We start from the raw sequence: 21,922 nt of genomic DNA, 5'->3' as shown, positions 1-21,922 counted from the left end.
AACAACGCGTGGCCAATAGAATACTCAGATTTTTTTGTAAAAACTAGGGACTAAAGCCAATTCTCCGTTGCTAGCATGCAACCAGGATGGAATCTTTCTGGTTGCATGCATCAAAATCCTATCAGGGATTTAGCGTAGCGGCTCCGTTTTTTTCTGCGCTAACTTCAGAGTCAAGCTTGGCACCTGAAGATAAATTCCTAGGTGTTTTGGGGCGGTGTGTGTCTTCTTCAGATGTAGATGTAGATTTGGTGTCTCGGTCAGATTTGCTTCTGAATAAGCCACCAATAACATTTCTTGGAGAAAGGATGACATTGTCTTTATTTTTAGACTCTGAGCTTGAGCGATTTCGTCTAGGCGTTGGGGCTCTACCTTCTTTGCTGGCATGGTCTAATGCACTCGATTCTATTTTTACTTTAGATTGTAATAGTCCCTCAATAAAGCCAAAAAGCCAACTCGTGCAAATCTCAACTAATTCTTCTTCATGTTTCGGTTTGTCATATTCTTTTTGTTCTAGCTTGGATTCTAGTTGAGAAAGTTCTTCTTTAAGTTGTGCGAGCGTGCTTAGGGAAAAATAAAAGTCTTTGTTTTTGTAGGGATATATAATTGGGACCCGGGGATCAATATGATGGAGGGCATGGAAATTACTTTGAATTAAGCCAATAGTATTTGCAATAATTTGATCTGTAATTGATTCAATATGCTCGTTTTTCTTAAGTTCTCTTTTTTTAGACTCTTTTTTCTCGCTAAATCTTTCTACAAGAAAGTTTTTGATAAATTGAAAACATGAATATCCATCTACAACGAGATTTTCATGTTGTTTTTCGCACAGAGGTGTTCTTTTTTTTGCCTCTTCAAAAATAGAAACCTCAATCATGTCAAATTCTTTATATTTGTCTAATAAGAATTTAAGAGGAAGATCCTTTTTTTCATTCACCAATGTCTCAATTTCCCACCTAATAAGATCATGTTTGGTAGCAAGTCGGCCTGATTTTCCTGTTAATTCAGTTTGCTCTTCTAATAATGCACAGGCTTCAGCGAATAATTCCCTTCGTTCTTTTAAAGCTAATTTTAAAGCATTTAATTCAGCCTGAATGCTTTCATCTCCTGTTAATGCATCACTTTTAATGTCGTTGGTTATGAAAAATCGGAAAGCTCTTAGATGCACTCTTGCCCTTGCAAAAATTGCTTGATGGAGCATTTCTTTAGCAAGGTCTTGAGATTTCCCTTCGATCTCTTCTTTTGATTTTTCTAGATAAGTAAGTCCGATATTTACAGATTCATTAGGTGATGTTTCACCTTCAAACGTGTTAAATATTGCATTTTTCATCGCTGCCTGAAAAAACTGAATTAATTTTTGAGGTGCCTTTTTTTTCGAATATAAGGGTGCCAGCACGTGATTAAATAATTTTTTAAATGTTTCTAGCTGGAGTTCTCTGATAACATGTAATCCCTTATTACATTCGGTTACGTTAGCTTTCTGAATTGTTGCTACTGATTCAAAAACAGTGGTTTTTTGAGCCTCTCTTTCATCTTTATTCCTAAAATAACTAGCGCTTTCTTTAATAACGTATTCATCAGCAACACGAACTTTTGCAGTAGTCTTTTCTTCAATTAGATACTTTCTCAAATCCCCTGGAGCGTCTGGTGGAAGCACTGCCTCAAACTTTAATCCTGTAGGTTCATTTTCAGGTGATATTTTATCAGAAGAGCTTGTCTGACTTGTTTGCGTCGTCACAGAAGTTGATTGAGTAATAGATTGTGGCGATGAATCTCTTGGCGGTTCTATGGGTTTCACTTCTTCCTTTTCAGGTGATGCAGGAAAAAAACCTTGTACATCTTTTCTTGGCAGCATATTCTGCGAGCGAGTTAAACGACGTACCTCTGGTTGCCGTGAAACGGGTACGGGTTTTGGTGACAGAGATGGCATTTTTGTAAGATTAAGTTGAGGGATAAATGGTTGTGGTGCAGGTACAATCGTCATAAACTCTTTTGCATAGTTCTTTTTTACATTTGAAAGAGTGGCGGTTTCCCCATTAATGACGAGCCCTTCAATTTTTTGTTTTGATAGGTATGCAATGATGCTTTTTTTATCTGTTTTTATAGAAGCGCCAATGACCTTAAAAAGACAAACAGCAGTATCTGTGTCCTCATCGTATTCCCAAACTAAAGGAGAGCCTCGAAAACTAAGAGATTTATTATCTTTAATGTAACAATTAGTCATGGTTATTTTATAATTTTGAGAAAAAGAGCTCGAAATGTACAATTTTCTCCCCTGGTGCGTAAAGTGTTTTTTAAAAAAAATTGTTTAACTAGGAATATTAATGTCCAAAATGAATATTTATGAGTTAGATTACAGCAATAATTTAATCGAAAACTACCAGAAATTAGCGCCTTTGCCAGGGTTTGTTCTATTGCATACTAGCGATCGAAAGGGGGGGCGTTATGACATTCTCAGTGCTTATCCCTACGAACAATTTAAGATTGGAGAAGCATCGAGTACAACTGATATTTTTAATCAGTTACAAGAGCTAATTTCCCCCATTGTTTCACAACTTGACTTGCCTTTTCAGGGAGGTGCGATTGGTTATTTTTCCTATGATTTTGCTACGAGTCTCGTGGGGATAAATTCAGTTCCACAACCTGAATTAAAGAATATGCCGCTCGTTCATCTTGGTCTATATGATTGGGCCCTTATTAGTGATCACAACTTAAAGAAAATAAGTCTATTTGCGGCAAATACAAGATCAGAAACGGCGGAGCTAGTTAATGAAGTACTTGCGATTTGGGAAAGAAGTTCTAGTAGTGAGACAGATTCTTTCATTTTAACGAAAGAATTTGCGCCTTTAGTGGCTAAAGAGGCCTATCGAAATGCCTTTCATGCCATTTATCAGGATTTATGCTGTGGGCGTTCCTATCAAGTGAACTATAGCCAAGCTTTTAAGGCAAAATATCAAGGCGATGTTTGGGGTCTGTATAAGAAAATCATCAAGAATAATCCTGTTCCTTATTCTGCTTTCTTGCGCTTTCCAGAAACAGAAATACTTAGTTTTTCACCCGAACGGTTTTTAATGATGGATCATCGAAAAATCTTAACTTCACCCATCAAAGGCACTGAAAAACGTTCATCAAACCCTCAAGAAGATGAGTTGTTACGCAAGCGTCTATTAGCGTCGAGTAAAAATAACGCGGAAAATGTCATGATTGTTGATTTATTGCGTAATGACTTAGGCAAAATTGCTGAACCTGGTTCAGTAAAGGTGCGTGATTTGTGTGTCGTTGAAAGTTATCCAGCAGTGCATCATTTAGTAAGTCATATAGAAGCGCTTTGTTTAGAAAATAAATCAATGCTGGAGGTCTTTGCTGCATGCTTCCCTGGAGGTTCGATCACTGGTGCTCCCAAACTAGAGGCAATGCGGATCATTGCTGAACAGGAAGCTTATGCACGGGGACTTTATTGTGGATCGATTGGTTATTTTTCTCGACATGGCCGTTTTGATAGCAATATTGCTATTCGCACAATAGTCGCTCGACAGGAAACCTTGCACCTTGCTGCAGGGGGTGGGATAGTGATTGATTCTAATTGGGAAGATGAATACCTGGAATGTTTCACCAAAATTGCAGCGATAATAAATGGACTATAAACATTTAACACCTCAAAATGCAGCGGTTGTGGTTCTGCATGAGCTTTCAAGTGACACTCTAGTCTTGACTCAAAGATCTAAAACACTGCGCACTCATCCTGGTGAAATTTGTTTCCCAGGTGGCCGCTGGCAAGTAGGGGATAAGAGTTTATATGACACTGCTTTACGTGAATTAGAAGAAGAATTGGGAATCATTTCCTCACGAATCCAATTACAAAAGTCAATGCGACCTGAGCAAACACTGACTGGTTTTATTATTCACCCTTGGCTCGCTTCAGTAGATCAGTTGTCTCCTTATCAAGCCGATGAAAATGAGGTTGATGAAGTATTTTTTTTACCGCTTAATGAGGTTGTTAAAAAAGCAAATTATCGAGAAATCCAAATAAGCCGTTCGGGTATTAATTTAAGAACTTATCAGTTCATTGCAAGTAGGCATTATGTTTGGGGGGCTACCGCTCGGATTATGATGCAATTGATTCCTGATTAGCGCTTATCCCATCCCAGTTCCACGCGACCTGTCCGGTGTTTTGTTGCAAATTTTAGTGCTCATCTGTCTACGTACCGCGCCTTGTCTGCGCTATTGAGGCGATTTTTTCATATTGAGATCTCTGTGCCTCTCGAACAAGTCGCGAAACCTAGACAGAAGGGAGGGGCTATATTAAGCCGCACTCGCTTCTTTTGTTTCATCCTCTGTCACTCTTAACGCACGGCGTAGAATTTTTCCTACGTTAGTTTTTGGTAACTCTTTATAAAACTCAACAATTTTAGGGATTTTATAACCGGTCAGATGTTTTCGGCAGTGGGCAATCACTTGTTCAGTAGTAAGTTCTGGGTCTCTTTTTACAATGCAAGCTTTAACACGCTCTCCAGACTCCTCGTCTTGTATGCCAACGACACCGACCTCAAGCACGCCTGACATCATACTAATAACTTGCTCGACCTCATTAGGGTAAACATTGAAGCCTGAAACGACAATCATATCTTTTTTACGGTCGACCAAATAGACAAATCCTTTTTCATCAATCTTAGCGATATCCCCAGTCTTTAAAAAACCATCATCTGTGAAAACTAAGGCTGTTTCATCAGGACGCTGCCAATAACCGGTCATTACCTGAGGGCCTTTAATACATAGCTCTCCAGCTTCCCCGATTGGTACTTCAGTACCCGCTTCATTACGAATGGAAACGGTTGTGGAAGGGATTGGTAAGCCAATACTGCCGTTGTATTCATCTAAATACATTGGGTTAATCGTTGCAGCCGGGCTGGTTTCTGTTAAACCATAAGCTTCCAAGATACGGAATTTAGTTAGTTCGCGCCATTTGAGAGACACGCTTTTTTGTAAAGCCATTCCCCCTGCCAAAGCACATTTTAATTTTGAAAAATCAATCTCATGAAATTTAGGGCTGTTCATCAATGCATTAAACAAAGTGTTCACACCAGTGATGGCGGTGAAGCCTGTGTTTTTGATTTCATCAATAAAATGGGGGATGTCACGTGGATTAGTAATCAAAATATTTTTTGAACCTGCTTTAAGGAAAGTCAGGCAATTGGCCGTTAACGAGAAGATGTGATAAAGCGGTAAAGCGGTAACGATGATATCATCCCCGTTCACTTTTAAGGGTGAAATCCATGCATATGCTTGTAGCACATTCGCTACCATATTGCCGTGCGTTAAAATCGCACCTTTTGCAACTCCGGTAGTCCCACCCGTATATTGAAGAAGAGCGATATCTTTATGATCCAGGTTGATTGCAGTGAATTGATTATTCTTACCTAATTTTAATGCATCATTAAAACGGATCGCTTGCGGTAGTTCATAACTAGGAACCAATTTTTTAATGTATTTTACTACGGCGTTCACCGTTAACCGTTTGAACAGGGGGAAGATATCACCGATTTGAGTAACAATAATATGTTTGACTGTTTTAGTGTGTACTAGCCCCTTTTCCACTGTTTTAGCAAAATTGGCAAGAACAACAATGGCCTCTGCGCCAGAGTCATTCATTTGATGAATAAATTCGTCAGTCGTGTAGAGGGGATTGGTATTTACAACGATACAACCAGCTCGCAAAATACCAAAAAATGCAATGGGGTATTGCAGTAAATTAGGCATCATAATGGCGACGCGTGTACCTTTTTTAAAACCGAGATTTTGTTGTAAATAAGTGGCAAACTCGCGGCTTTTTTTGTCAAGCTCTTCATAAGTTAATTCGCTACTTAAATTAAGATAGGCGACATGTTTAGAATATTTGCGACAAGAATCTTCAAATAAAGAAACAAGCGAGGAATACTCATTAATATCAATTTCATGCGGCACGCCATCTTGATAATATTTCAACCACACTTTATCCACGTCAATATCCTTCTGTTATTGGTCCCCTCATGTTAGTATAAACAAAAATCATGGTGATGGACATCATAGTTATGAGTGATAATTTATTGAAATCACAGGCTTTTAAGTTGAAAGGAAGATTATATACTTTTACTGTTTTACAATTGTTGAACGCGGATAGAGCTCAATTTGCGCAACAATTGGATGAAACGATCTTAAAAGCACCGCGTTTTTTCGATAAAACTCCAATTATCTTAGATTGTAGCGCAATAGACAACCTTGAATTTGATTTGCAAGCTTTTTGTCAATCCCTGCGTGAACACAGTTTGGTTCCCGTTGCAATTCAAAGCGCAAATCCGCTTCTCGCGACCCTTGCTCAATGTCAAGGAATGGCTGTTTTACATGCTTCTTCCACACAAGATAAAATTTTAATCGAAAACAATATTGAAGAGCAGTCAGCAGCTCCTGCAGAAGCAAAATCTAAGCTATTAACCACTCCTGTTCGCTCCGGTCAGCAAGTAGTTAGTAAAGGAGGGGATTTGGTGATTACTGCGTCTGTCAGTCATGGTGCGGAGTTGTTAGCAGATGGTAATATCCATGTCTATGGCGCGCTGCGTGGTAGAGCCTTAGCTGGTATTTCTGGGGATAAGCAAGCAAGAATTTTTTGTCAATCACTGGACGCTGAACTTGTATCAATTGCAGGTTTTTATCGTTTGAGTGATGCAATTGAGCCCCATAATGGTCCTTGTCAAATTTATTTACAAGATGAACATATTCATATTGAGCCTTTGTGTTGATGGTACAAAAAAAAACTATTGAAGCTGTTTTTATTTCTGATTTACATCTTCACCCCGAAGAGCCTTTGATTATGGCTCGTTTTGATCATTTTATTGACTGGGCTGCAGTAAATACTCATGCAGTCTATATACTCGGTGATTTTTTTCATGCCTGGCCAGGTGATGATGGAAATGACTCTTGGAGCCAGAAAATTGCTGAGCGTCTCAAGTGGCTCTCAGAGCAACAGGTTTCTCTTTATTACATGCATGGCAATCGTGACTTTCTATTAGGTCCGGCTTTTGCTAAATCCGCCGGTATGATCATCCTTCCTGAGCCGACAGTAATTAGATTGGGTTCTACTAAAGTGTTATTGGTGCATGGCGATCGCTATTGTACTCACGATAAAGGTCATCAATGGTTTAGACGAATCACCAGAAATCGCTGGTTTAATAAGGTGTTTTTACGAATACCTTTCAAGTTGCGGAACAAAATGGTGGCCAAAGTAAGGCAGCGAAGTCAAACTAATCGTAGCAAAACGATGGCAGAAATGGATGTTGTTGTACAACCTATGATTTCACACATGGACGCAAAAAGTGTAAAGATTCTGATCCATGGACATACACATAAGGTTGGCTTAAGAAATCATGCTTATAATGGAAATATATACACTCAATATGTTCTAAGTGACTGGGATGAGAATCCGAAATTATTGTGTTATTATAAATCAAGAGAACTTGAATTTTATCATTTGGACTATTTAGAGGGCAAAAGGCATGGCTTTAACAGAGACGCAAAAACGTGAGCTTGAAGCAAAAAAAGATTTTGGTGTTAGGGATCAAGTAAAAGAAGAATGGATTGAAAAACAACGTGAGATTAAGCAAGCGATTAGAGTTAGAAACAGGGGCATAGCTGATGCAGCAAAAGCACAGGCTGCGAAAGACAACTCCTTAGATTGGGATGGTGAATCCTTTTTCAATAAAAAAACAGGGGATGAAAAAAGACCTCTCCAGGTTGGTAAGGTAGAACGAACGGCACGCAACTTAATCGAGAAAGAATTCAGTGGATATAATGACTGGTCAGTAGCAATGCAATCCTTATTAGGTGCAGCAGTGCAATTAGGTAGAGCCTTATATTATGACCCCATTAAATGGCTAAACTTTGTCCCTTATAGTGATGAAATTGGTGCAGGATTGCCTCAAGCTGGAGATTGGGTATGGGATAAAACCATTGGTTGGGCTTCAGATAAGATCGATGGTAAGCTTGTAACAAATGACAAATTACCCAAAATAAGATTTAGCGTTGCAATCAATAATGGCAATATCGACACCCTGGTTACTAAAGATGATAAATCTATTGCTCCTGATCCAAGCGGTGCGAAAATTAATGCATGTTTTAAAGAGGGTGTACTTGATTGGGCAAAAGTTCATGGTTATGAACAAAAAAGAGGTAGCATGGGGCTGCAAGATGCGTCTGGCGCTAAGATGACAGCAGAAAAATTTAAAGAGTTAAACGACGACCCTGATACCAGTCTCGAAAAGTTCCTTACTAATAGACTGGGGATGAGCGCCAATTATAGCGGTCCTTCAACTTCTCCTTCTCCCTAATTGTCTTCAATACCTCATACCCACGTATCGAGGGATCTCCAAATGGTAACAAGTCACGGAGATTCCTTGATACCCACAGGCTCAGGATAGTACCTATGCAGTTGAGCTATGACGGTATTCCACTATGAAAACGAAAGACTGTATCAATCGAATTAATCAATTCATTTTCCGTTCTTAGAAAAAGATCCACGCGTTGATCAATATCACCACCATAAAGTTTCGCCAGTCGCAGATAATCTTGAAAATGGCGCGCTTCTGATTTCACTAAAGAGGCATAAAATTTACTCAAAAGGCTATCATTAAGTCGCGGAACCAGGGCATTAAAGCGTTCGCAGGAACGAGCTTCTATAATGGCACCAACAATTAATTGATCGCTTAACCGTTCTTTGCAACCCCCTTTAGTGACAAGACGATGAATTTTTTGCGCGTAATCAGAAGGAGGCAAGGGGCCAAAGTGAATATTACGACTTAGCATCAGGGCATTTACTTTTTCAAAATGCAATAATTCTTCTCGTGCCAGAGGAGACATCACCTCAACGAGCTCAGGCTTTTCGGGGTATTTCGAAATAAAATTAACTGCTGTTGCAGCCGCTTTTCGTTCGCAATGTGCATGATCAATCAGCAGAGTGGGGATATTCGCTACCGCAGCATTTAACCAGGCTTCAGGGGTTGGTATGCGAAGAAAATCAATTAATATTTGCAAATCATTCGAGTCTAAGCTTAGCATTAGGTATTACACTATACTATCTATAAAATAGTGCCTTATATCTCACAGACTATAAAAAATCAAATTGGATGAGTAATGAAAGAAGCAACAGAAAATGAGTTATCTATCTGGCTGTCAACTTATGGCTTAATCACCGTCGAACGAATATTAGAGCGTTATAAAATTCGCTTGCAGCCCGAAGAACTCATCGAAACAATCAAAAATCCCAATTCTTTTTATCATCGTTTGTTAAAAGTTCCATTAAAAAATGTGTTTAATGGCATCATCTTGCAGCAGGCAAATGATTATCAAGTTTATGTGCAAAAAATATTTATTGATTATTTAATGTCAGGCGAAAGTGGTAAACCAGAAGGAGCTCCAGGCGGATTTACTCGTGAAGATTTAGAAAATGAACGAAGAAGCTTAGTCAGTATGGGAGAGAGTTTTCATCAATGCGAAATCGATCAGAGTAAATTAATTTCTACATCTCAGCATAGCCTTATCCAATATGCTGCCGACTGGCGGAAAAAACTAAGTGATGCAGCGAGAAAAATTACTGCTGAATTAACTGCGCATGGAATGGAAAAAAATATTGAGCTCATTACTCAGGTACTTAATGCCTTGCTTATCCAATGGGATTCTTCACAAGAAAAGAAAATGGATTTGAAAAGCAATATCTGGCTGCGAGTTGAAAAAATCATTGGCGAAAAGATGTCTAAGGATATCAAGCAAATTTTTGTGGAAGAAATGGGTAAACTGTCTGAATTTTCTGCTGAAATTGACTCTTCTCTCGAAAATTTTATTCAACAAACGGATGAAATGGGAATTAAAGTACGTCAATGGCGTGCAGATTTTCATAAATTTATTTTACGTGTGAATGAGTTGATTCAATCACTGCCTGAATACCACTTTGATCCTGAGCAAAGTCAGGTCAACCGCGAATCCTTGTATTTTGATTCAGGGCTAGGTGAAGACAAGAGTTAAGATACTCTGGATTTTATTAGCTACAAAGCACTCACTTCGTGTATAATATTGCGCTTTAATCTTATAACTGGAGTGTCTTTTATGACAAACGAATTAACGCTGTCAATTATCAAGCCCGATGCAGTTGCTAAATCTGTTATTGGGGAAATTTATTCACGTTTTGAAAAAGCAGGACTCAAAATTGTTGCTGCCAAAATGGCCCATCTTACTCGCGCACAAGCTGAAGGCTTCTATGCAGTACATAAAGCACGTCCCTTTTTTAATGACTTAGTCAGTTTTATGATTTCTGGCCCAGTCATGATTCAAGCGTTGCAAGGTCCAAATGCCATTGCTAAAAACCGTGAACTAATGGGTGCAACCAATCCTAAAGAAGCTGCTCCAGGTACGATTCGTGCGGATTTTGCAGATAGCATTGATGCTAACGCAGTACATGGCTCTGATAGCGCAGAAACTGCTGCTCAAGAAGTGGCTTTTTTCTTCGAGCCCCATGAAATTTGCGAAAGATAATTTTGATTTAGACTGCATTGGAAGGATTATCTAATTTCAATGTCTGTGGAGTAAGTGATGAGTCAGAAAACTAATTTATTGAATTTCAATCATCAGCAAATGCGGAATTTTTTCAGTGAACTCGGTGAAAAACCCTATCGTGCACAACAAATAATTCAGTGGATTCATCAATTTGGTTTTCATGACTTTTCACAAATGAGCAATTTGGGCAAGGCCCTGCGCGATAAACTTAGCGAACTTGCTGAGATTCGTTTGCCTGAAATTGTTACCTGCCAAAAGTCGAGTGACGGTACGCATAAATGGTTACTGAAACTGGAGTGTGGCAATTGTATTGAAACCGTATTTATTCCCGAAGCGAATCGCGGAACGCTTTGTGTCTCTTCACAAGTAGGATGCGCATTAAACTGTAGCTTTTGCTCAACAGCAAAGCAGGGGTTTAATCGTAACTTATCTACCGCAGAAATTATTGGTCAGGTTTGGCTAGCTGTACGAGAATTATCTCAACACGATGGCGTACATGATAAAAAAATAACAAATGTGGTAATGATGGGTATGGGAGAGCCTTTACTTAATTTTGATAATGTCGTAGCAGCGATGGATCTGATGATGGATGATTTTGCTTATGGTCTATCAAAACGACGCGTGACGCTCAGTACTTCTGGTGTTTTACCTGAACTTGAGCGGTTGCGAGAAGAAAGTCCTGTCGCTTTAGCTGTTTCTCTACACGCCCCCAATGATGAATTACGTAATGAATTAGTGCCTATAAACAAGAAATACCCCCTGGCTCAATTAATGGCTTTATGTAAACGCTACTTCAAGAATGAGCCTAAACGAAAAGTAACCTTCGAATATGTCATGTTAAAGGGGATTAATGATCAACCGGAGCATGCTGAGCAGTTGATTAAATTATTGCGAGATGTGCCTGCAAAAGTAAATCTAATTCCATTTAACCCCTTTCCTTTGACTCAATATAAACGCTCTTCGCAACAGGCTATTGATGCTTTTCGAGAAAAATTAATTGCCAAAGGAATCAATACGATTACTCGAAAGACCCGAGGGGATGATATTGATGCAGCTTGTGGGCAACTTGCAGGGGAAGTGAAAGACAGAACCAGTCGTTCTCAACGTTGGCAAAAACTGCATTTTATCCCGAAAAAGCAAGTTGAATAGAAAAGAGTGCGTAACTTTTTTTAAATGCTATAATGGCCAATCTTTTAAATGCTATCTAATTAATTGTGTTAAATTTGTTCCGACTGTTGCTAGGTTTAGGTTTGATATTGTTGCAAGCTTGTCAACATGAAATGTTGAATACGGAGCAGGTCATCCGATCCCAAAAGCAAAAGGATGCGGCAATTTATAATACTCAATTGGGTATAGCCTATTTAAACCAAGGTGATAGACCGAGGGCAAAACGAAAATTACTGACTGCTTTAAACCTAGCACCTGACTCAGCTGATGTAAACGCCGCAATGGCTTATTACCTAGAAAAAACTGGAGACCTAAAGGAAGCTCGCATTTTTTACCAAAAAGCCTTATCTTTAGCTGCAAATAGTGGGACTCAATTGAATAATTATGGTGCTTTTTTATGTCGATTGGGTAAGTATAAGCAAGCTGAAGGGTATTTTTTAAATGCAGTCAAAGACGTACATTATATTAATTCAGCGGGAGCCTATGAAAATGCAGGAATATGCCTAGCGGCAATTCCAGATTATTCTAGGGCTAGAAGTTATTTTGTCAAAGCACTTAAGCATGATCCCCAACGGAAACAGTCACTTTATGAGTTAGTTAAAATTGAGCTTAAACAAAATAATGCCAATGGGGCATTAAAGCATTTGCAAAATTACCAAGAAATGACTATGAATGATCCTAGGTTACTGATTGTGGCAATCGATGCAGCGCATAGATCAGGAAAAACAGAATTTGAGGCGGCTTATAAGCAACAGTTGACTAAGCTAAATAATTTTAAGGACTCTACCGGAGAAAAGAATGACAACAATAATAATGGATGAAATTCAAAACGGTACTCACGAGAAACCTGGTATGCAGCTCGCGCGGGTCCGAGAAAAAAGAGGATATAGTCAAGAGTACGTAGCTGGTAAACTACATCTGAGAGTTAGAATTATTGAACTCTTAGAGGCAGATGATTACGATCAAATGCCCGAGCCGGTCTTTATTAAAGGTTATTTGCGCGCCTATGCTAAATTACTTGGTGTACCTGTAGAGCCGCTATTGGAAATTTTTAATAGCATGTATTCAACTGAGCGAAAATTAGAAAAGGCCTTGTGGCAGAGTAAAAGGGAAACCCACAAAGGTGAACGTGTTGTTCGTGTATTAACAGGTGTTATTGCTGTTGCAGCAACTGTCGCAGTAGGAATCTGGTGGCAGAAAAATAAAGATAATTCACAAATTTTTTCAGCAAAATCTAGCCCGATTGTTGCAGAACAATCAATAAAAACAGAAACAGATATTAGGTTAACTGATCTTTCTAAAATGCGCTCAATGCTTACCCCCCCAAATAATAATCAGATCACAGCAGTGGAGACTCAAGGTGGTTGAGAAAATCCAAGCAGTAAGAGGTATGAATGATATTTTACCTCAACAAACTCCATCATGGCGTCAACTTGAAGCAGTATTTACTCGATGCCTTCTAAAGTATGGTTATCAAGAAATACGTTTTCCACTACTAGAAAGTACGCAGTTGTTCAAGCGAACTATTGGCGAAGTGACTGATATTGTGGAAAAAGAGATGTATACCTTTAGCGACTTAAATGGTGATAGCTTAACTTTAAGGCCAGAAGGTACAGCTGGTTGTTTAAGAGCCTGCTTAGAGCAGGGATTATTGCATAATCAGCAACAAAAACTGTGGTATATGGGACCAATGTTTCGCCATGAAAAACCACAAAAAGGACGATATCGGCAATTTTACCAGTTTGGCGTTGAAGCCCTAGGAATTAGTGGTGCTGCGATAGAGCTCGAGCTTATCGCTATTTGCCAGCGATTGTGGACTATTTTGGGCATTAATCAAGAAGTTCAGTTACAAATTAATACCCTAGGTGAATTAAAAGAGCGCCAGGTCTATCGGGAAAAGTTAGTGACTTACTTTAAAACTAATTTTGACAAGCTTGATGAAGATAGTAAACGACGCCTAGATAGAAACCCAATGCGTATTCTTGATAGTAAAAATCCAGATCTGCAAACCCTAATTCAAGAAGCGCCCCGACTGATTGATTCGCTTGGAGCGGAAAGTCAAAAACGCTTTTCTGAGCTATGTGAAGGCTTAGCTAAATTAGGTATCCCTTATTCAATTAATCCTTTTCTAGTTCGCGGTTTAGATTATTATGGACATACCGTTTTTGAATGGGTTACCGATAAATTAGGAAGCCAAGCAACTGTGTGTGCCGGTGGTCGTTATGATGCGCTTGTCGAGCACTTAGGTGGTAACCCAACTCCTGCAGTTGGCTTTGCAATGGGTGCCGAACGGTTACTTCTATTGCTAGAAACTTTAGCTGTTGTACAAGACAATACACCCATTCCTTCGATATTTATTATTGCGAGTAGTGATGAAGCAATGCGAGAAGCCTTGGTTCTTGCAGAAAAACTTCGCGATGCAAATCAAGATTGGTTAGTTATTACTAATACCGTAGGTGGAGGATTTAAAAGTCAATTCCGTAAAGCGGACAAAAGCGGGGCAGAATTTGCCTTGATCTTGGGAGAAGATGAAATTACCCAAGGTACAATAGGAGTTAAAAATTTGCGTAAGCAGGAAGAGCAAGTCACCATTCCACGACAGCAATTAATTAGCTATTTACAAGGCGAGTTAGTAGCGGCTTAAAACCAAGTTTACAAAGCATGTCATTTCAAACTCAGTAAGAGTGTAGGAGAGTATGATGTCTGTTTATATGACAGAGGAAGAACAATTAGCAGCAATAAAGAAATGGTGGAACAAATACAGTAATCTCATCACAGTGATCTTATCGGCGCTGTTATTAGTTTTTGCTGGATATAGGTATTGGAATTGGCATCAAGAGAAAATAAGCACTCAAGCATCCTCGGCCTATGAACGGCTTATGGTTGCTTTTTCAAATCAAGACAATAATGGCGTGCAGTCTTATGCAAACCAATTGATCAAGGATTATGGAAACACTGTATATGCTGATGCAGCACGCCTGACTTTGGCTAAACTGTTTGTGTCTAGTGATCAATTTGATAAGGCCCAGGAAAATTTAAATTATGTTGCAACTCACTCAAAAATGCTTGCATTAAAACAAGTCGCAAAATTGCGGATGGCTCGACTGTTTGCAGCACAAAAAGCATACGATAAGGCGTTGGCCGAATTAGCAATAATGGATGATTCGACTTATAAGCCTGTGGTAAATGAGTTGAAGGGAGATATCTATGCTGCAACTGGAAATTATCAGCAGGCAATTCATTCGTATAAAGAGGCGATCACGGAAGTGCGTACTAATGGAATGGGCAATCTTTTTCTTGAAATGAAAACTAATGAGTTAGCTGCTCTTGCTCAAACAATGAATGCAGATGACAGCAACTTGCAATCAGCTTAATAAGAGGAATTATGTTGCGTATTAACAATAAATTTGTGATTTTGGCTCTATGTGTTTCATTACAAGCCTGTTCTAAAGTTGATGATTACATGTTGGGTAAGGATAACACACCTACACCAAGCAATTTAGAACCGATTTCAACGAAGGCAAAAGTCGTTGAAAAATGGTCAGTCCCTGTTGGTGGCTCTCAAAAATCCAGTGCCAATTTAAAATTGTCCCCCGAAATTGTGGGCAAGGTTGTGTACACCGCTGATGCGAATGGTTTAATACAGGCCATTAATCGCTCGAACGGTAAATTGCTGTGGTCAAAAAAGTTATCTGAGAATTTGGTTAGTGGCCCATCTGTTGCAGCAGGATCTATAGCGGTGAGTACAGACAAGTCAAGCCTTATTCTATTAAAACAATCCGACGGCACAAAACTGTGGGAGGCTAAACTCTCAGGGGAAGTCTTATCAAAACCGGTGATTGTAGGTAATAAAATCATTGCTAAAACAATCGACGGTAATTTATATGCGTTTAATATAGCGAATGGAGAAAAGCTATGGCTTTCTGATCACGGTGCGCCAAGCCTTATTTTAAAAGCAAGCTCATCGCCGGTCATTGTAGGAAATTTAGCTTTAGTTGGCTATTCAGATGGCAAAATGGATGCAGTTGATTTGCAAACAGGTCGTCTAGTTTGGCGTCGAAGCATTGCTTATGCGAGTGGAGCAAGCGATGTTGAGCGCCTAGTTGATATTGGTGCAGATCCTATTGTCCGCGGCAATATCGCCTACCTGGCTAGTTATCAAGGTTATGTCGGCGCATTATCATTAACCGATGGTCAATTTATATGGCGTAAACCTGCCTCTGTTTATAAAAACATGGCGATTGATGGTAAAACAATTTATTTAACGGATAGTGATGATGTTGTTTGGTCTGTTAATAGACAAAGTGGTCAAGTTAATTGGAAGCAGGTTGCTCTTAAAGCCAGAGGGTTGACTGAACCAGTTATTATGGGCAATCGGTTAGTTGTGGGTGATAAAACTGGCTTATTACATGTTTTAGCAACTCAAAATGGAGAATTAATTTCTCGAGCTGAAGTAGGTAGTTCTATTATTACTGCGCCTTCTGTTGTCGGTAATAATATTTATATTACGTCCGCAGATGGTAAATTAAGTCGTTATTTGGTGGGCTAATTAATGATCCCAGTTATTGCTTTGGTTGGCCGACCCAATGTCGGCAAATCTACTCTTTTTAATCGTTTTACAAAAACTCAGGATGCATTAGTTGCTGATTTTCCTGGACTGACCCGGGATAGACAGTACGGTCAAGCAGAATACGATGATAAACCTTTTATCGTCATTGATACTGGCGGCGTAGGGGTTGATGATTTAGCTGTAGATGCATTGATGTCAAAACAGTCCAATCTAGCTCTTGAAGAGGCTGATATTGTATTTTTTTTGGTCGACGGTAGGTCTGGTTTAACTGGTGTTGATGAAAATATAGCCCTGCGATTGCGAAAAATTAATAAACCAGTTTTTCTTATCGTGAATAAAACTGATGGACTGGATGAAGAAATTGCTTGTTCTGAATTTCAAAGCCTGGGATTTAGTGAAGTCCATCCTATTTCCGCTTCACATGGGCGAGGAATGCATTCTTTAATGCAGGCTCTACCAATCGATAGTGAAGTTGTCGAAGAAGCAGAACAAGGCAAGGCAATCAAAATTACCTTTGTTGGCAGACCCAATGTTGGGAAATCGACACTAATTAATCGAATTCTCGGCGAGGAACGTGTGGTGGTTTATGATATGCCAGGAACTACACGAGATAGCATAGCTATTCCTTTTGTGAGAGATGAAAAACCTTATATTTTAATCGATACCGCAGGAGTGCGCAGACGCTCACGCGTTGATGAAAAAATTGAAAAATTTTCCGTCATTAAAACACTACAAGCTATTAAAGAATCTCACGTTTGTATGATGCTGCTCGATGCTCGCGAAGGGCTAACGGAGCAGGATATGCATATCTTAAGTTTTATTATTGAATCCGGTAAAGCTTTAGTTATTGCAGTCAATAAATGGGATGGTTTAGATGAAGAACATAAAGAAAAAGTTCGCGAGGAATTAACTCGCCGTTTGCATTTTGTGCATTTTGCTAAAATTCGCTTTATTTCAGCATTGCATGGTAGCGGAGTAGGCTTGTTATTTAAAGACATCGAACAAGCCTATGCTTCAGCTACCCAAGCTTTTTCAACTCCACAGTTGACTCGATTGCTGCAAGATCTTGTGAGTCAGCATAATCCACCGACTGTAAATGGCCGAAGAATTAAATTGCGTTATGCTCACGCTGGCGGACATAATCCACCAATTATTGTCCTCCATGGAAATCAACTTGATTCTTTGCCTGATAGCTATAAGCGATATTTGACTAAAGCATTTGTAACTCATCTAGGCTTGGTCGGAACGCCTTTAAGGTTAGAGTTTAAAGGGTCAGCAAATCCGTTCAAGGATAAGAAAAATAAGCTAAGTGATCGACAGATCAAAAAGAAAAAAAGGTTGATGAAACATATTAAGAAGCGCAAGTAGATTTGTTAGCCAAAACTACGAGCTATGGCTATTCTTCTTGCGCCCGTATCGTTAGCACATCGCAGGGAGCCTGATGAATCACTGCATAAGCTGTACTCCCCAAAAATGCAGGGACAGCTCTAGGCGTATGGCTACCGATGATAACAAGATTACAACCCAGATTATTTACCATCGCCATAATTTGTTGCTTGATTGGTCCAACTTGGACATGTTGTTGTTCGGGAGGAATATCAAGGGCCTCTCCTAAGTACTTCATTACTGTCTCAGCATCTTCTTTAACAGGCACAGCCAACTCAGTAAATCCTAAACCTTGAGCAAGTTGATAGGTTGCCGGTGGTTCAATAACATGCAGTAGATGTAATTTAGCGTTAAACTGGGAGGCAATTTGCACTGCCTGTTTACTCATATCAAAATGATTTTCGCGTAAATCAGTGGGATGTAAGATAGTAGTATACACGGTTCCCTCGCTTAGAAGACTGTCTAGTTAATTTTAGTTTAGATAGGGATAAAGATAACATCAAATTAAGCGGTTGGTTGAATTAATTTTATTTAATTGTAATTCTTGTGTCCTCTGCTGGGGATCTCTTCCTGTGTCTATCAGTAAGTCTTAAGTTGATTTGAGTAATTCCTGTAAGGGTTTAAGGACAAAATCGCGTTCATGCATCCTTGGGTGAGGTATGGTGAGTTTAGTGCTGTTGATCTTCATAGAGCCATAGAGAAGAATATCGATATCGAGTGTCCTAGCTCCCCATCTTGTTTTACGGACTCGTTTTTGCTTCTGCTCAATTTCTAGACAATGTTTTAGTAATTGTTGTGGGGTGAGCCGAGTGCGCAAAGAAGCTACCGTGTTGGTAAATTTGGGTTGAGTCTTTTTACCCCAAGCTTCATTACGATAAAAACTTGCTACTTCGATAAGTCGGGAATGAGGTAATTTGCGTAAGGCGTCAATAGCAGTTCTTAGTTGTCGTTCTGGAGAGTCTAAATTAGACCCTAGACCTAGATAACAAAGAATCATGAGGTAGCAGGTTTTGATTTACGGCGTCGTCGATGTTTTGATGAAGTATGTGAGCTAGGTAAGGAAGCAATCATATTGGCTTGTTCAGCTTCAGATACCTCTTGAAAACTTGTCCACCATTGTGCAAGTTCCATCGATTCATCACCAGCGAGTGCTCTTAGTGCTAGAAAATCAAAAGCAGCCCGAAATCGTGGATGCTGTAATAAATTGTAGGCACGACCACCATAGCGTCTTGGAAAACGAAATTGTAGCAACCATATTTCACGCATAACCTGCGTAAAACGTTTAGGAATAGTGACTACTTGATTTTGTTCTGAAATGATCAGTGACATTGCCTTTTCTAGAGAGGGCAACGGATCCATTCCTTCTTCTTTTTGTAAACGAAGCGCTCTGTCTTTTAAGGGGAACCAAAGTAATACTGCAAATAAAAAAGCTGGTGTAACAGGTTTATTGTCGCGAATGCGAGTATCCGTATTTTCCAAGGCTATACCAAGTAAAGCATTGACAGGGTAATCACTGGATAATAAGTGGTGGGTTTGTTCAAATAGATGAGCAAATAAACCATATTTTACTAATAGGCGTTGCACGGATTCCGCTTCACCACATTGGTAAAGTTTAGTCATTTCATCAAATAAACGAGAGCTTGAGACATGTTTGATTAAGTGACATAACTTGGGTAAAGGCGCTGCTGTTTCTTCGGCAATATCAAAATGCAGCTTGGCGCTGAAACGAACCGCCCTTAACATTCTCACTGGGTCTTCTTGGTAACGAACCTCTGGATCCCCGATGAGCCTTATTGTACGTTGGTGCACATCTTTTACTCCGCCTGTAAAGTCAACAATAGAAGAGTCATCAATGTTGTAATAAAGTGAGTTAACGGTGAAATCGCGTCGCCAGGCATCCTGATCAAGAGTACCGTAGACATTATCACGAACGAGCATTCCTCTTTCATTGGTCTGTTGGTTGTCATCAATTTCATGACTTTCTGAACCTCTGAAAGTAGCCACCTCAATAATTTCGCGGTGGAAAATAATATGAACTAGTTTGAATCGACGGCCAATAATTCGGGCATTACGAAATAATTTTTTAATTTCATTGGGGGTAGCATTGGTGGCTATATCGAAATCTTTAGGTGCTTTGCCGAGTAAAAGATCACGCACAGAACCACCTACTAAGTAAGCTTGAAATTCTGAACTATTCAGACGATTCAAAACTTTTAGGGCATTGGGACTGACGTCAGTTTTTGATAAATTATGATGGCTGCGTGGAATAATATAGCTAAGATCAACGGGCGGTTGATTAGTCCTTGTTTTACGTAACAGCTTTTTAATTAACTTAATTATTGTGGTCACCAACTGGCTCGTAGAATGCGGCAATATTATAACGGTAATGAATATAAAAGTGAATCATTTACCTTTTACTGTATTCGATAGACAATAGGTGCCTTTAAAATTATTAGATCTGTGGTCGAATGGAATTTTTAGAAATTATTTTTAGTCTTCTTGCCTTAATTATTCTTGAGATAGTCCTTGGAATAGATAACCTGGTATTTTTGTCGATTCTGACGGAAAAATTACCCAAAGAGCAGCGAAAAAATGCACGGCGTTGGGGCTTAACTTTTGCTTGGGTAACACGGTTGATGTTATTGGCTTCCGCGCTTTGGTTATCAAAATTGACCCATCCTTTATTTACTGTCGCTGAGTTTTCTTTTTCTGCGCGCGATATTTTCTTACTCATCGGCGGTATGTTTCTGATCGTAAAAGCGACCCAAGAAATCCACAATGAGATGGAAGGTGTAGAGGTCATCGAATATAAAGAAAAGCAAAATCACTCAATATCTTTCAAAGCGGTAGTGTTGCAAGTTGCTCTCATGGATATTATTTTCTCATTAGACAGCGTGCTAACAGCAGTGGGTTTGACCTCTCGTTTTTGGATTATGGCCATGGCAATTACTTGCGCAATATTAGTGATGATTTATGCCAGTGAACCAGTTAGTCAATTTATAGAAAAATATCCTACGATTAAAATGTTGGCCTTGAGTTTCTTAATTTTGATTGGCACTTTATTAGTGGCAGATAGTTTCAGTTTCCATGTTCCACGTGCCTACCTTTATTTTGCTATGGGATTTTCCTTAGGTGTCGAATTACTTAACCTGGTTAGAGATTCACGCCGCAAACATAAGAGAAGAAACTAAATGTTAATGATAAAAGCGTTTCATATTATTGCCATGGTTGCTTGGTTTGCCGGGCTTTTTTACTTACCAAGACTGTTTGTTTATCATGCAGAAGCTGCGGATAAACTAAGTATTGAGCGTTTTAAAGTAATGGAGCGACGTCTTTACTTCGGTATTACTTGGCCATCGGCACTCTTAACTTCATTGCTAGGTATTTTATTGTTTAGCTATAATCTACCGTATTATTTAAAAACGCCTTGGATGCATGCGAAACTAGGTTTGGTGATTTTATTGTGGATTTATCATTTAACTTGCGGGCATTTTCGTAAAGCCTTTGCGCAAGATAAAAATAGTAGAACGCCTAGATTTTATCGAATATTTAATGAGTTACCGACGCTGTTGTTGATTGGGATTGTGTTATTGGTGGTTGTGAAACCGTTCTAGGATTGTTTGTTGGGGATAGCTAGGCTTCGTGACGGCTCCGGTCATCCTGATGTTCTTGAAGGGTCTTTTGCGACACTTCGAGACAGCGCTGCGCGCTTGCTCAGTGCGAACGGTATAAACAAAACAATCAGTGAACTAAACTAGTATATATTTAATTTCGTGGGGATACCTCAGTGCCCTAACGGTTAATTAAAAACGATAATGTTTTTCAGCTATCAATCCGTTCGGGCTGAGTCCTTCGAGAGCCTGAGGATGACCGGAGCCGTCAGGTTGTCTCGAAGCCTTAAATCAACCCATCCGACTAGCTATTCAATCTCTATCATTTCAAAATCTTCTTTCCCTGCACCACAATCAGGACAGAACCAATTTTCTGGGACATCTTCCCAACGAGTTCCGGGTTCAATACCATCTTCTGGCCATCCTTCGGCTTCATCATAAATAAACCCACAGATAACGCATATATATTTTTTGTACTCTTGCATTTGTTTTTGCTCTAAATTTAAAGGGGCTAATTTAGCTATTGCGTGCCTGATTGTAAAGCTTAGCCTCATATAATTTTGTCCATGCTGGTAAATAAGGTAAAATAATCGCCTATTTTAGGCAATGGAGCAGT

23 protein-coding genes are annotated in these 21,922 nt (G+C 39.3%); 16 read left to right on the top strand and 7 right to left on the bottom strand.

The window, feature by feature from the left end:
* Positions 1-121: 121 nt before the first annotated feature.
* Positions 122-2,221: a hypothetical protein gene (locus Lnau_RS08325; protein ID WP_157070641.1), complete on the bottom strand. Its 2,100-nt coding sequence runs from the start codon at positions 2,219-2,221 to the stop codon at positions 122-124.
* Positions 2,222-2,321: 100 nt separating this feature from the next.
* On the opposite strand from Lnau_RS08325, the gene pabB reads away from it, so the two are divergent.
* Entirely contained in the window at positions 2,322-3,641 is a 1,320-nt protein-coding gene (pabB, locus tag Lnau_RS08320) for an aminodeoxychorismate synthase component I (protein ID WP_058504651.1), read from the top strand.
* Positions 3,631-4,128, top strand: a complete 498-nt coding sequence (locus Lnau_RS08315) for an NUDIX hydrolase (RefSeq protein WP_058504650.1) — start codon at positions 3,631-3,633, stop codon at positions 4,126-4,128. Before pabB ends, Lnau_RS08315 begins: the two co-directional genes overlap by 11 nt.
* A 171-nt stretch (positions 4,129-4,299) precedes the next feature.
* Here the strand turns inward: Lnau_RS08315 and Lnau_RS08310 are convergent, their stop codons facing one another.
* On the bottom strand, positions 4,300-5,994 hold the full coding sequence (locus tag Lnau_RS08310; RefSeq protein ID WP_058504649.1) for an AMP-binding protein: 1,695 nt from the start codon (positions 5,992-5,994) through the stop codon (positions 4,300-4,302).
* A 71-nt stretch (positions 5,995-6,065) separates the two neighbouring features.
* On the opposite strand from Lnau_RS08310, the gene minC reads away from it, so the two are divergent.
* The 3 genes from minC to Lnau_RS08295 are packed head-to-tail and all read left to right on the top strand — an operon-like array spanning position 6,066 to position 8,354.
* Positions 6,066-6,770, top strand: coding sequence for a septum site-determining protein MinC (gene minC, locus Lnau_RS08305; protein ID WP_058504648.1), 705 nt, complete (start codon positions 6,066-6,068; stop codon positions 6,768-6,770).
* A complete protein-coding gene (locus tag Lnau_RS08300; RefSeq protein ID WP_058504647.1) occupies positions 6,770-7,552 on the top strand; it encodes a UDP-2,3-diacylglucosamine diphosphatase in 783 nt (260 codons plus the stop codon). Before minC ends, Lnau_RS08300 begins: the two co-directional genes overlap by 1 nt.
* Positions 7,524-8,354, top strand: coding sequence for a hypothetical protein (locus Lnau_RS08295; protein ID WP_058504646.1), 831 nt, complete (start codon positions 7,524-7,526; stop codon positions 8,352-8,354). Before Lnau_RS08300 ends, Lnau_RS08295 begins: the two co-directional genes overlap by 29 nt.
* 106 nt (positions 8,355-8,460) lie before the next feature.
* Here Lnau_RS08295 and Lnau_RS08290 read toward each other — a convergent pair whose 3' ends face one another.
* Entirely contained in the window at positions 8,461-9,081 is a 621-nt protein-coding gene (locus Lnau_RS08290; RefSeq protein WP_058504645.1) for a MiaE family protein, read from the bottom strand.
* Positions 9,082-9,156: 75 nt separating this feature from the next.
* Between Lnau_RS08290 and Lnau_RS08285 the strand changes: the two genes are divergently transcribed.
* The 9 genes from Lnau_RS08285 (at position 9,157) to der (ending at position 17,677) form a co-directional block, all read left to right on the top strand.
* Complete coding sequence (locus Lnau_RS08285; RefSeq protein ID WP_058504644.1) at positions 9,157-10,044, top strand: hypothetical protein; 888 nt, start codon at positions 9,157-9,159, stop codon at positions 10,042-10,044.
* Between the two features lie 81 nt (positions 10,045-10,125).
* Positions 10,126-10,551: a nucleoside-diphosphate kinase gene (gene ndk / locus Lnau_RS08280; protein WP_058504643.1), complete on the top strand. Its 426-nt coding sequence runs from the start codon at positions 10,126-10,128 to the stop codon at positions 10,549-10,551.
* Positions 10,552-10,608: 57 nt separating this feature from the next.
* Entirely contained in the window at positions 10,609-11,721 is a 1,113-nt protein-coding gene (rlmN, locus tag Lnau_RS08275; RefSeq protein WP_058504642.1) for a dual-specificity RNA methyltransferase RlmN, read from the top strand.
* A gap of 107 nt (positions 11,722-11,828) precedes the next feature.
* Positions 11,829-12,560 (top strand): type IV pilus biogenesis/stability protein PilW, encoded by a 732-nt coding sequence (gene pilW / locus Lnau_RS08270; RefSeq protein ID WP_238585937.1) that lies wholly within the window; start codon positions 11,829-11,831, stop codon positions 12,558-12,560.
* Positions 12,538-13,107: a helix-turn-helix domain-containing protein gene (locus Lnau_RS08265; protein WP_058504640.1), complete on the top strand. Its 570-nt coding sequence runs from the start codon at positions 12,538-12,540 to the stop codon at positions 13,105-13,107. Before pilW ends, Lnau_RS08265 begins: the two co-directional genes overlap by 23 nt.
* A complete protein-coding gene (gene hisS, locus Lnau_RS08260) occupies positions 13,100-14,383 on the top strand; it encodes a histidine--tRNA ligase (RefSeq protein WP_058504639.1) in 1,284 nt (427 codons plus the stop codon). Before Lnau_RS08265 ends, hisS begins: the two co-directional genes overlap by 8 nt.
* A gap of 55 nt (positions 14,384-14,438) precedes the next feature.
* The gene (locus Lnau_RS08255; protein WP_058504638.1) at positions 14,439-15,113 is read left to right on the top strand and encodes a YfgM family protein; all 675 of its coding nucleotides are present in this window, start codon (positions 14,439-14,441) and stop codon (positions 15,111-15,113) included.
* Between the two features lie 11 nt (positions 15,114-15,124).
* On the top strand, positions 15,125-16,288 hold the full coding sequence (gene bamB / locus Lnau_RS08250; RefSeq protein WP_058504637.1) for an outer membrane protein assembly factor BamB: 1,164 nt from the start codon (positions 15,125-15,127) through the stop codon (positions 16,286-16,288).
* A gap of 3 nt (positions 16,289-16,291) precedes the next feature.
* A complete protein-coding gene (gene der / locus Lnau_RS08245; RefSeq protein ID WP_058504636.1) occupies positions 16,292-17,677 on the top strand; it encodes a ribosome biogenesis GTPase Der in 1,386 nt (461 codons plus the stop codon).
* 28 nt (positions 17,678-17,705) lie between these two features.
* On the opposite strand, the gene Lnau_RS08240 is transcribed toward der, so the two are convergent.
* The 3 genes from Lnau_RS08240 to pcnB all read right to left on the bottom strand — a co-directional run bounded on the left by Lnau_RS08240 (position 17,706) and on the right by pcnB (position 20,035).
* Positions 17,706-18,134, bottom strand: a complete 429-nt coding sequence (locus Lnau_RS08240) for a universal stress protein (RefSeq protein ID WP_058504635.1) — start codon at positions 18,132-18,134, stop codon at positions 17,706-17,708.
* Between the two features lie 150 nt (positions 18,135-18,284).
* Entirely contained in the window at positions 18,285-18,692 is a 408-nt protein-coding gene (gene folK / locus Lnau_RS08235) for a 2-amino-4-hydroxy-6-hydroxymethyldihydropteridine diphosphokinase (RefSeq protein WP_058504634.1), read from the bottom strand.
* On the bottom strand, positions 18,689-20,035 hold the full coding sequence (gene pcnB / locus Lnau_RS08230; protein ID WP_420795479.1) for a polynucleotide adenylyltransferase PcnB: 1,347 nt from the start codon (positions 20,033-20,035) through the stop codon (positions 18,689-18,691). Before pcnB ends, folK begins: the two co-directional genes overlap by 4 nt.
* Before the next feature lie 128 nt (positions 20,036-20,163).
* On the opposite strand from pcnB, the gene Lnau_RS08225 reads away from it, so the two are divergent.
* Positions 20,164-20,886, top strand: a complete 723-nt coding sequence (locus Lnau_RS08225) for a TerC family protein (protein WP_058504633.1) — start codon at positions 20,164-20,166, stop codon at positions 20,884-20,886.
* Positions 20,887-21,309 carry a protoporphyrinogen oxidase HemJ gene (gene hemJ, locus Lnau_RS08220; protein ID WP_058504632.1) on the top strand — a complete coding sequence of 141 codons (423 nt, stop codon included), beginning with the start codon at positions 20,887-20,889 and terminating at the stop codon, positions 21,307-21,309.
* Between the two features lie 305 nt (positions 21,310-21,614).
* Here the strand turns inward: hemJ and Lnau_RS08215 are convergent, their stop codons facing one another.
* Positions 21,615-21,791 carry a rubredoxin gene (locus Lnau_RS08215; protein WP_058504859.1) on the bottom strand — a complete coding sequence of 59 codons (177 nt, stop codon included), beginning with the start codon at positions 21,789-21,791 and terminating at the stop codon, positions 21,615-21,617.
* Between the last annotated feature and the right edge of the window lie 131 nt (positions 21,792-21,922).

The sequence above is a fragment of the Legionella nautarum genome, assembly GCF_001467895.1.
Taxonomy (GTDB): Bacteria; Pseudomonadota; Gammaproteobacteria; order Legionellales; family Legionellaceae; genus Tatlockia; species Tatlockia nautarum.
The sequence above is the reverse complement of the archived record's forward strand: the minus strand, read 5'-3'. Positions and strand labels throughout refer to the sequence as shown.

Bases quoted from the DNA above. Each gene is read 5' to 3' on its own strand.
- Lnau_RS08325 (WP_157070641.1), bottom strand. From the start codon at position 2,221: ATGACTAATTGTTACATTAAAGATAATAAATCTCTTAGTTTTCGAGGC.
- pabB (WP_058504651.1), top strand. From the start codon at position 2,322: ATGTCCAAAATGAATATTTATGAGTTAGATTACAGCAATAATTTAATC.
- Lnau_RS08315 (WP_058504650.1), top strand. From the start codon at position 3,631: ATGGACTATAAACATTTAACACCTCAAAATGCAGCGGTTGTGGTTCTG.
- minC (WP_058504648.1), top strand. From the start codon at position 6,066: ATGAGTGATAATTTATTGAAATCACAGGCTTTTAAGTTGAAAGGAAGA.
- Lnau_RS08300 (WP_058504647.1), top strand. From the start codon at position 6,770: ATGGTACAAAAAAAAACTATTGAAGCTGTTTTTATTTCTGATTTACAT.
- Lnau_RS08295 (WP_058504646.1), top strand. From the start codon at position 7,524: ATGGCTTTAACAGAGACGCAAAAACGTGAGCTTGAAGCAAAAAAAGAT.
- Lnau_RS08290 (WP_058504645.1), bottom strand. From the start codon at position 9,081: ATGCTAAGCTTAGACTCGAATGATTTGCAAATATTAATTGATTTTCTT.
- Lnau_RS08285 (WP_058504644.1), top strand. From the start codon at position 9,157: ATGAAAGAAGCAACAGAAAATGAGTTATCTATCTGGCTGTCAACTTAT.
- ndk (WP_058504643.1), top strand. From the start codon at position 10,126: ATGACAAACGAATTAACGCTGTCAATTATCAAGCCCGATGCAGTTGCT.
- rlmN (WP_058504642.1), top strand. From the start codon at position 10,609: ATGAGTCAGAAAACTAATTTATTGAATTTCAATCATCAGCAAATGCGG.
- Lnau_RS08265 (WP_058504640.1), top strand. From the start codon at position 12,538: ATGACAACAATAATAATGGATGAAATTCAAAACGGTACTCACGAGAAA.
- Lnau_RS08255 (WP_058504638.1), top strand. From the start codon at position 14,439: ATGTCTGTTTATATGACAGAGGAAGAACAATTAGCAGCAATAAAGAAA.
- bamB (WP_058504637.1), top strand. From the start codon at position 15,125: ATGTTGCGTATTAACAATAAATTTGTGATTTTGGCTCTATGTGTTTCA.
- der (WP_058504636.1), top strand. From the start codon at position 16,292: ATGATCCCAGTTATTGCTTTGGTTGGCCGACCCAATGTCGGCAAATCT.
- folK (WP_058504634.1), bottom strand. From the start codon at position 18,692: ATGATTCTTTGTTATCTAGGTCTAGGGTCTAATTTAGACTCTCCAGAA.
- Lnau_RS08225 (WP_058504633.1), top strand. From the start codon at position 20,164: ATGGAATTTTTAGAAATTATTTTTAGTCTTCTTGCCTTAATTATTCTT.
- hemJ (WP_058504632.1), top strand. From the start codon at position 20,887: ATGTTAATGATAAAAGCGTTTCATATTATTGCCATGGTTGCTTGGTTT.
- Lnau_RS08215 (WP_058504859.1), bottom strand. From the start codon at position 21,791: ATGCAAGAGTACAAAAAATATATATGCGTTATCTGTGGGTTTATTTAT.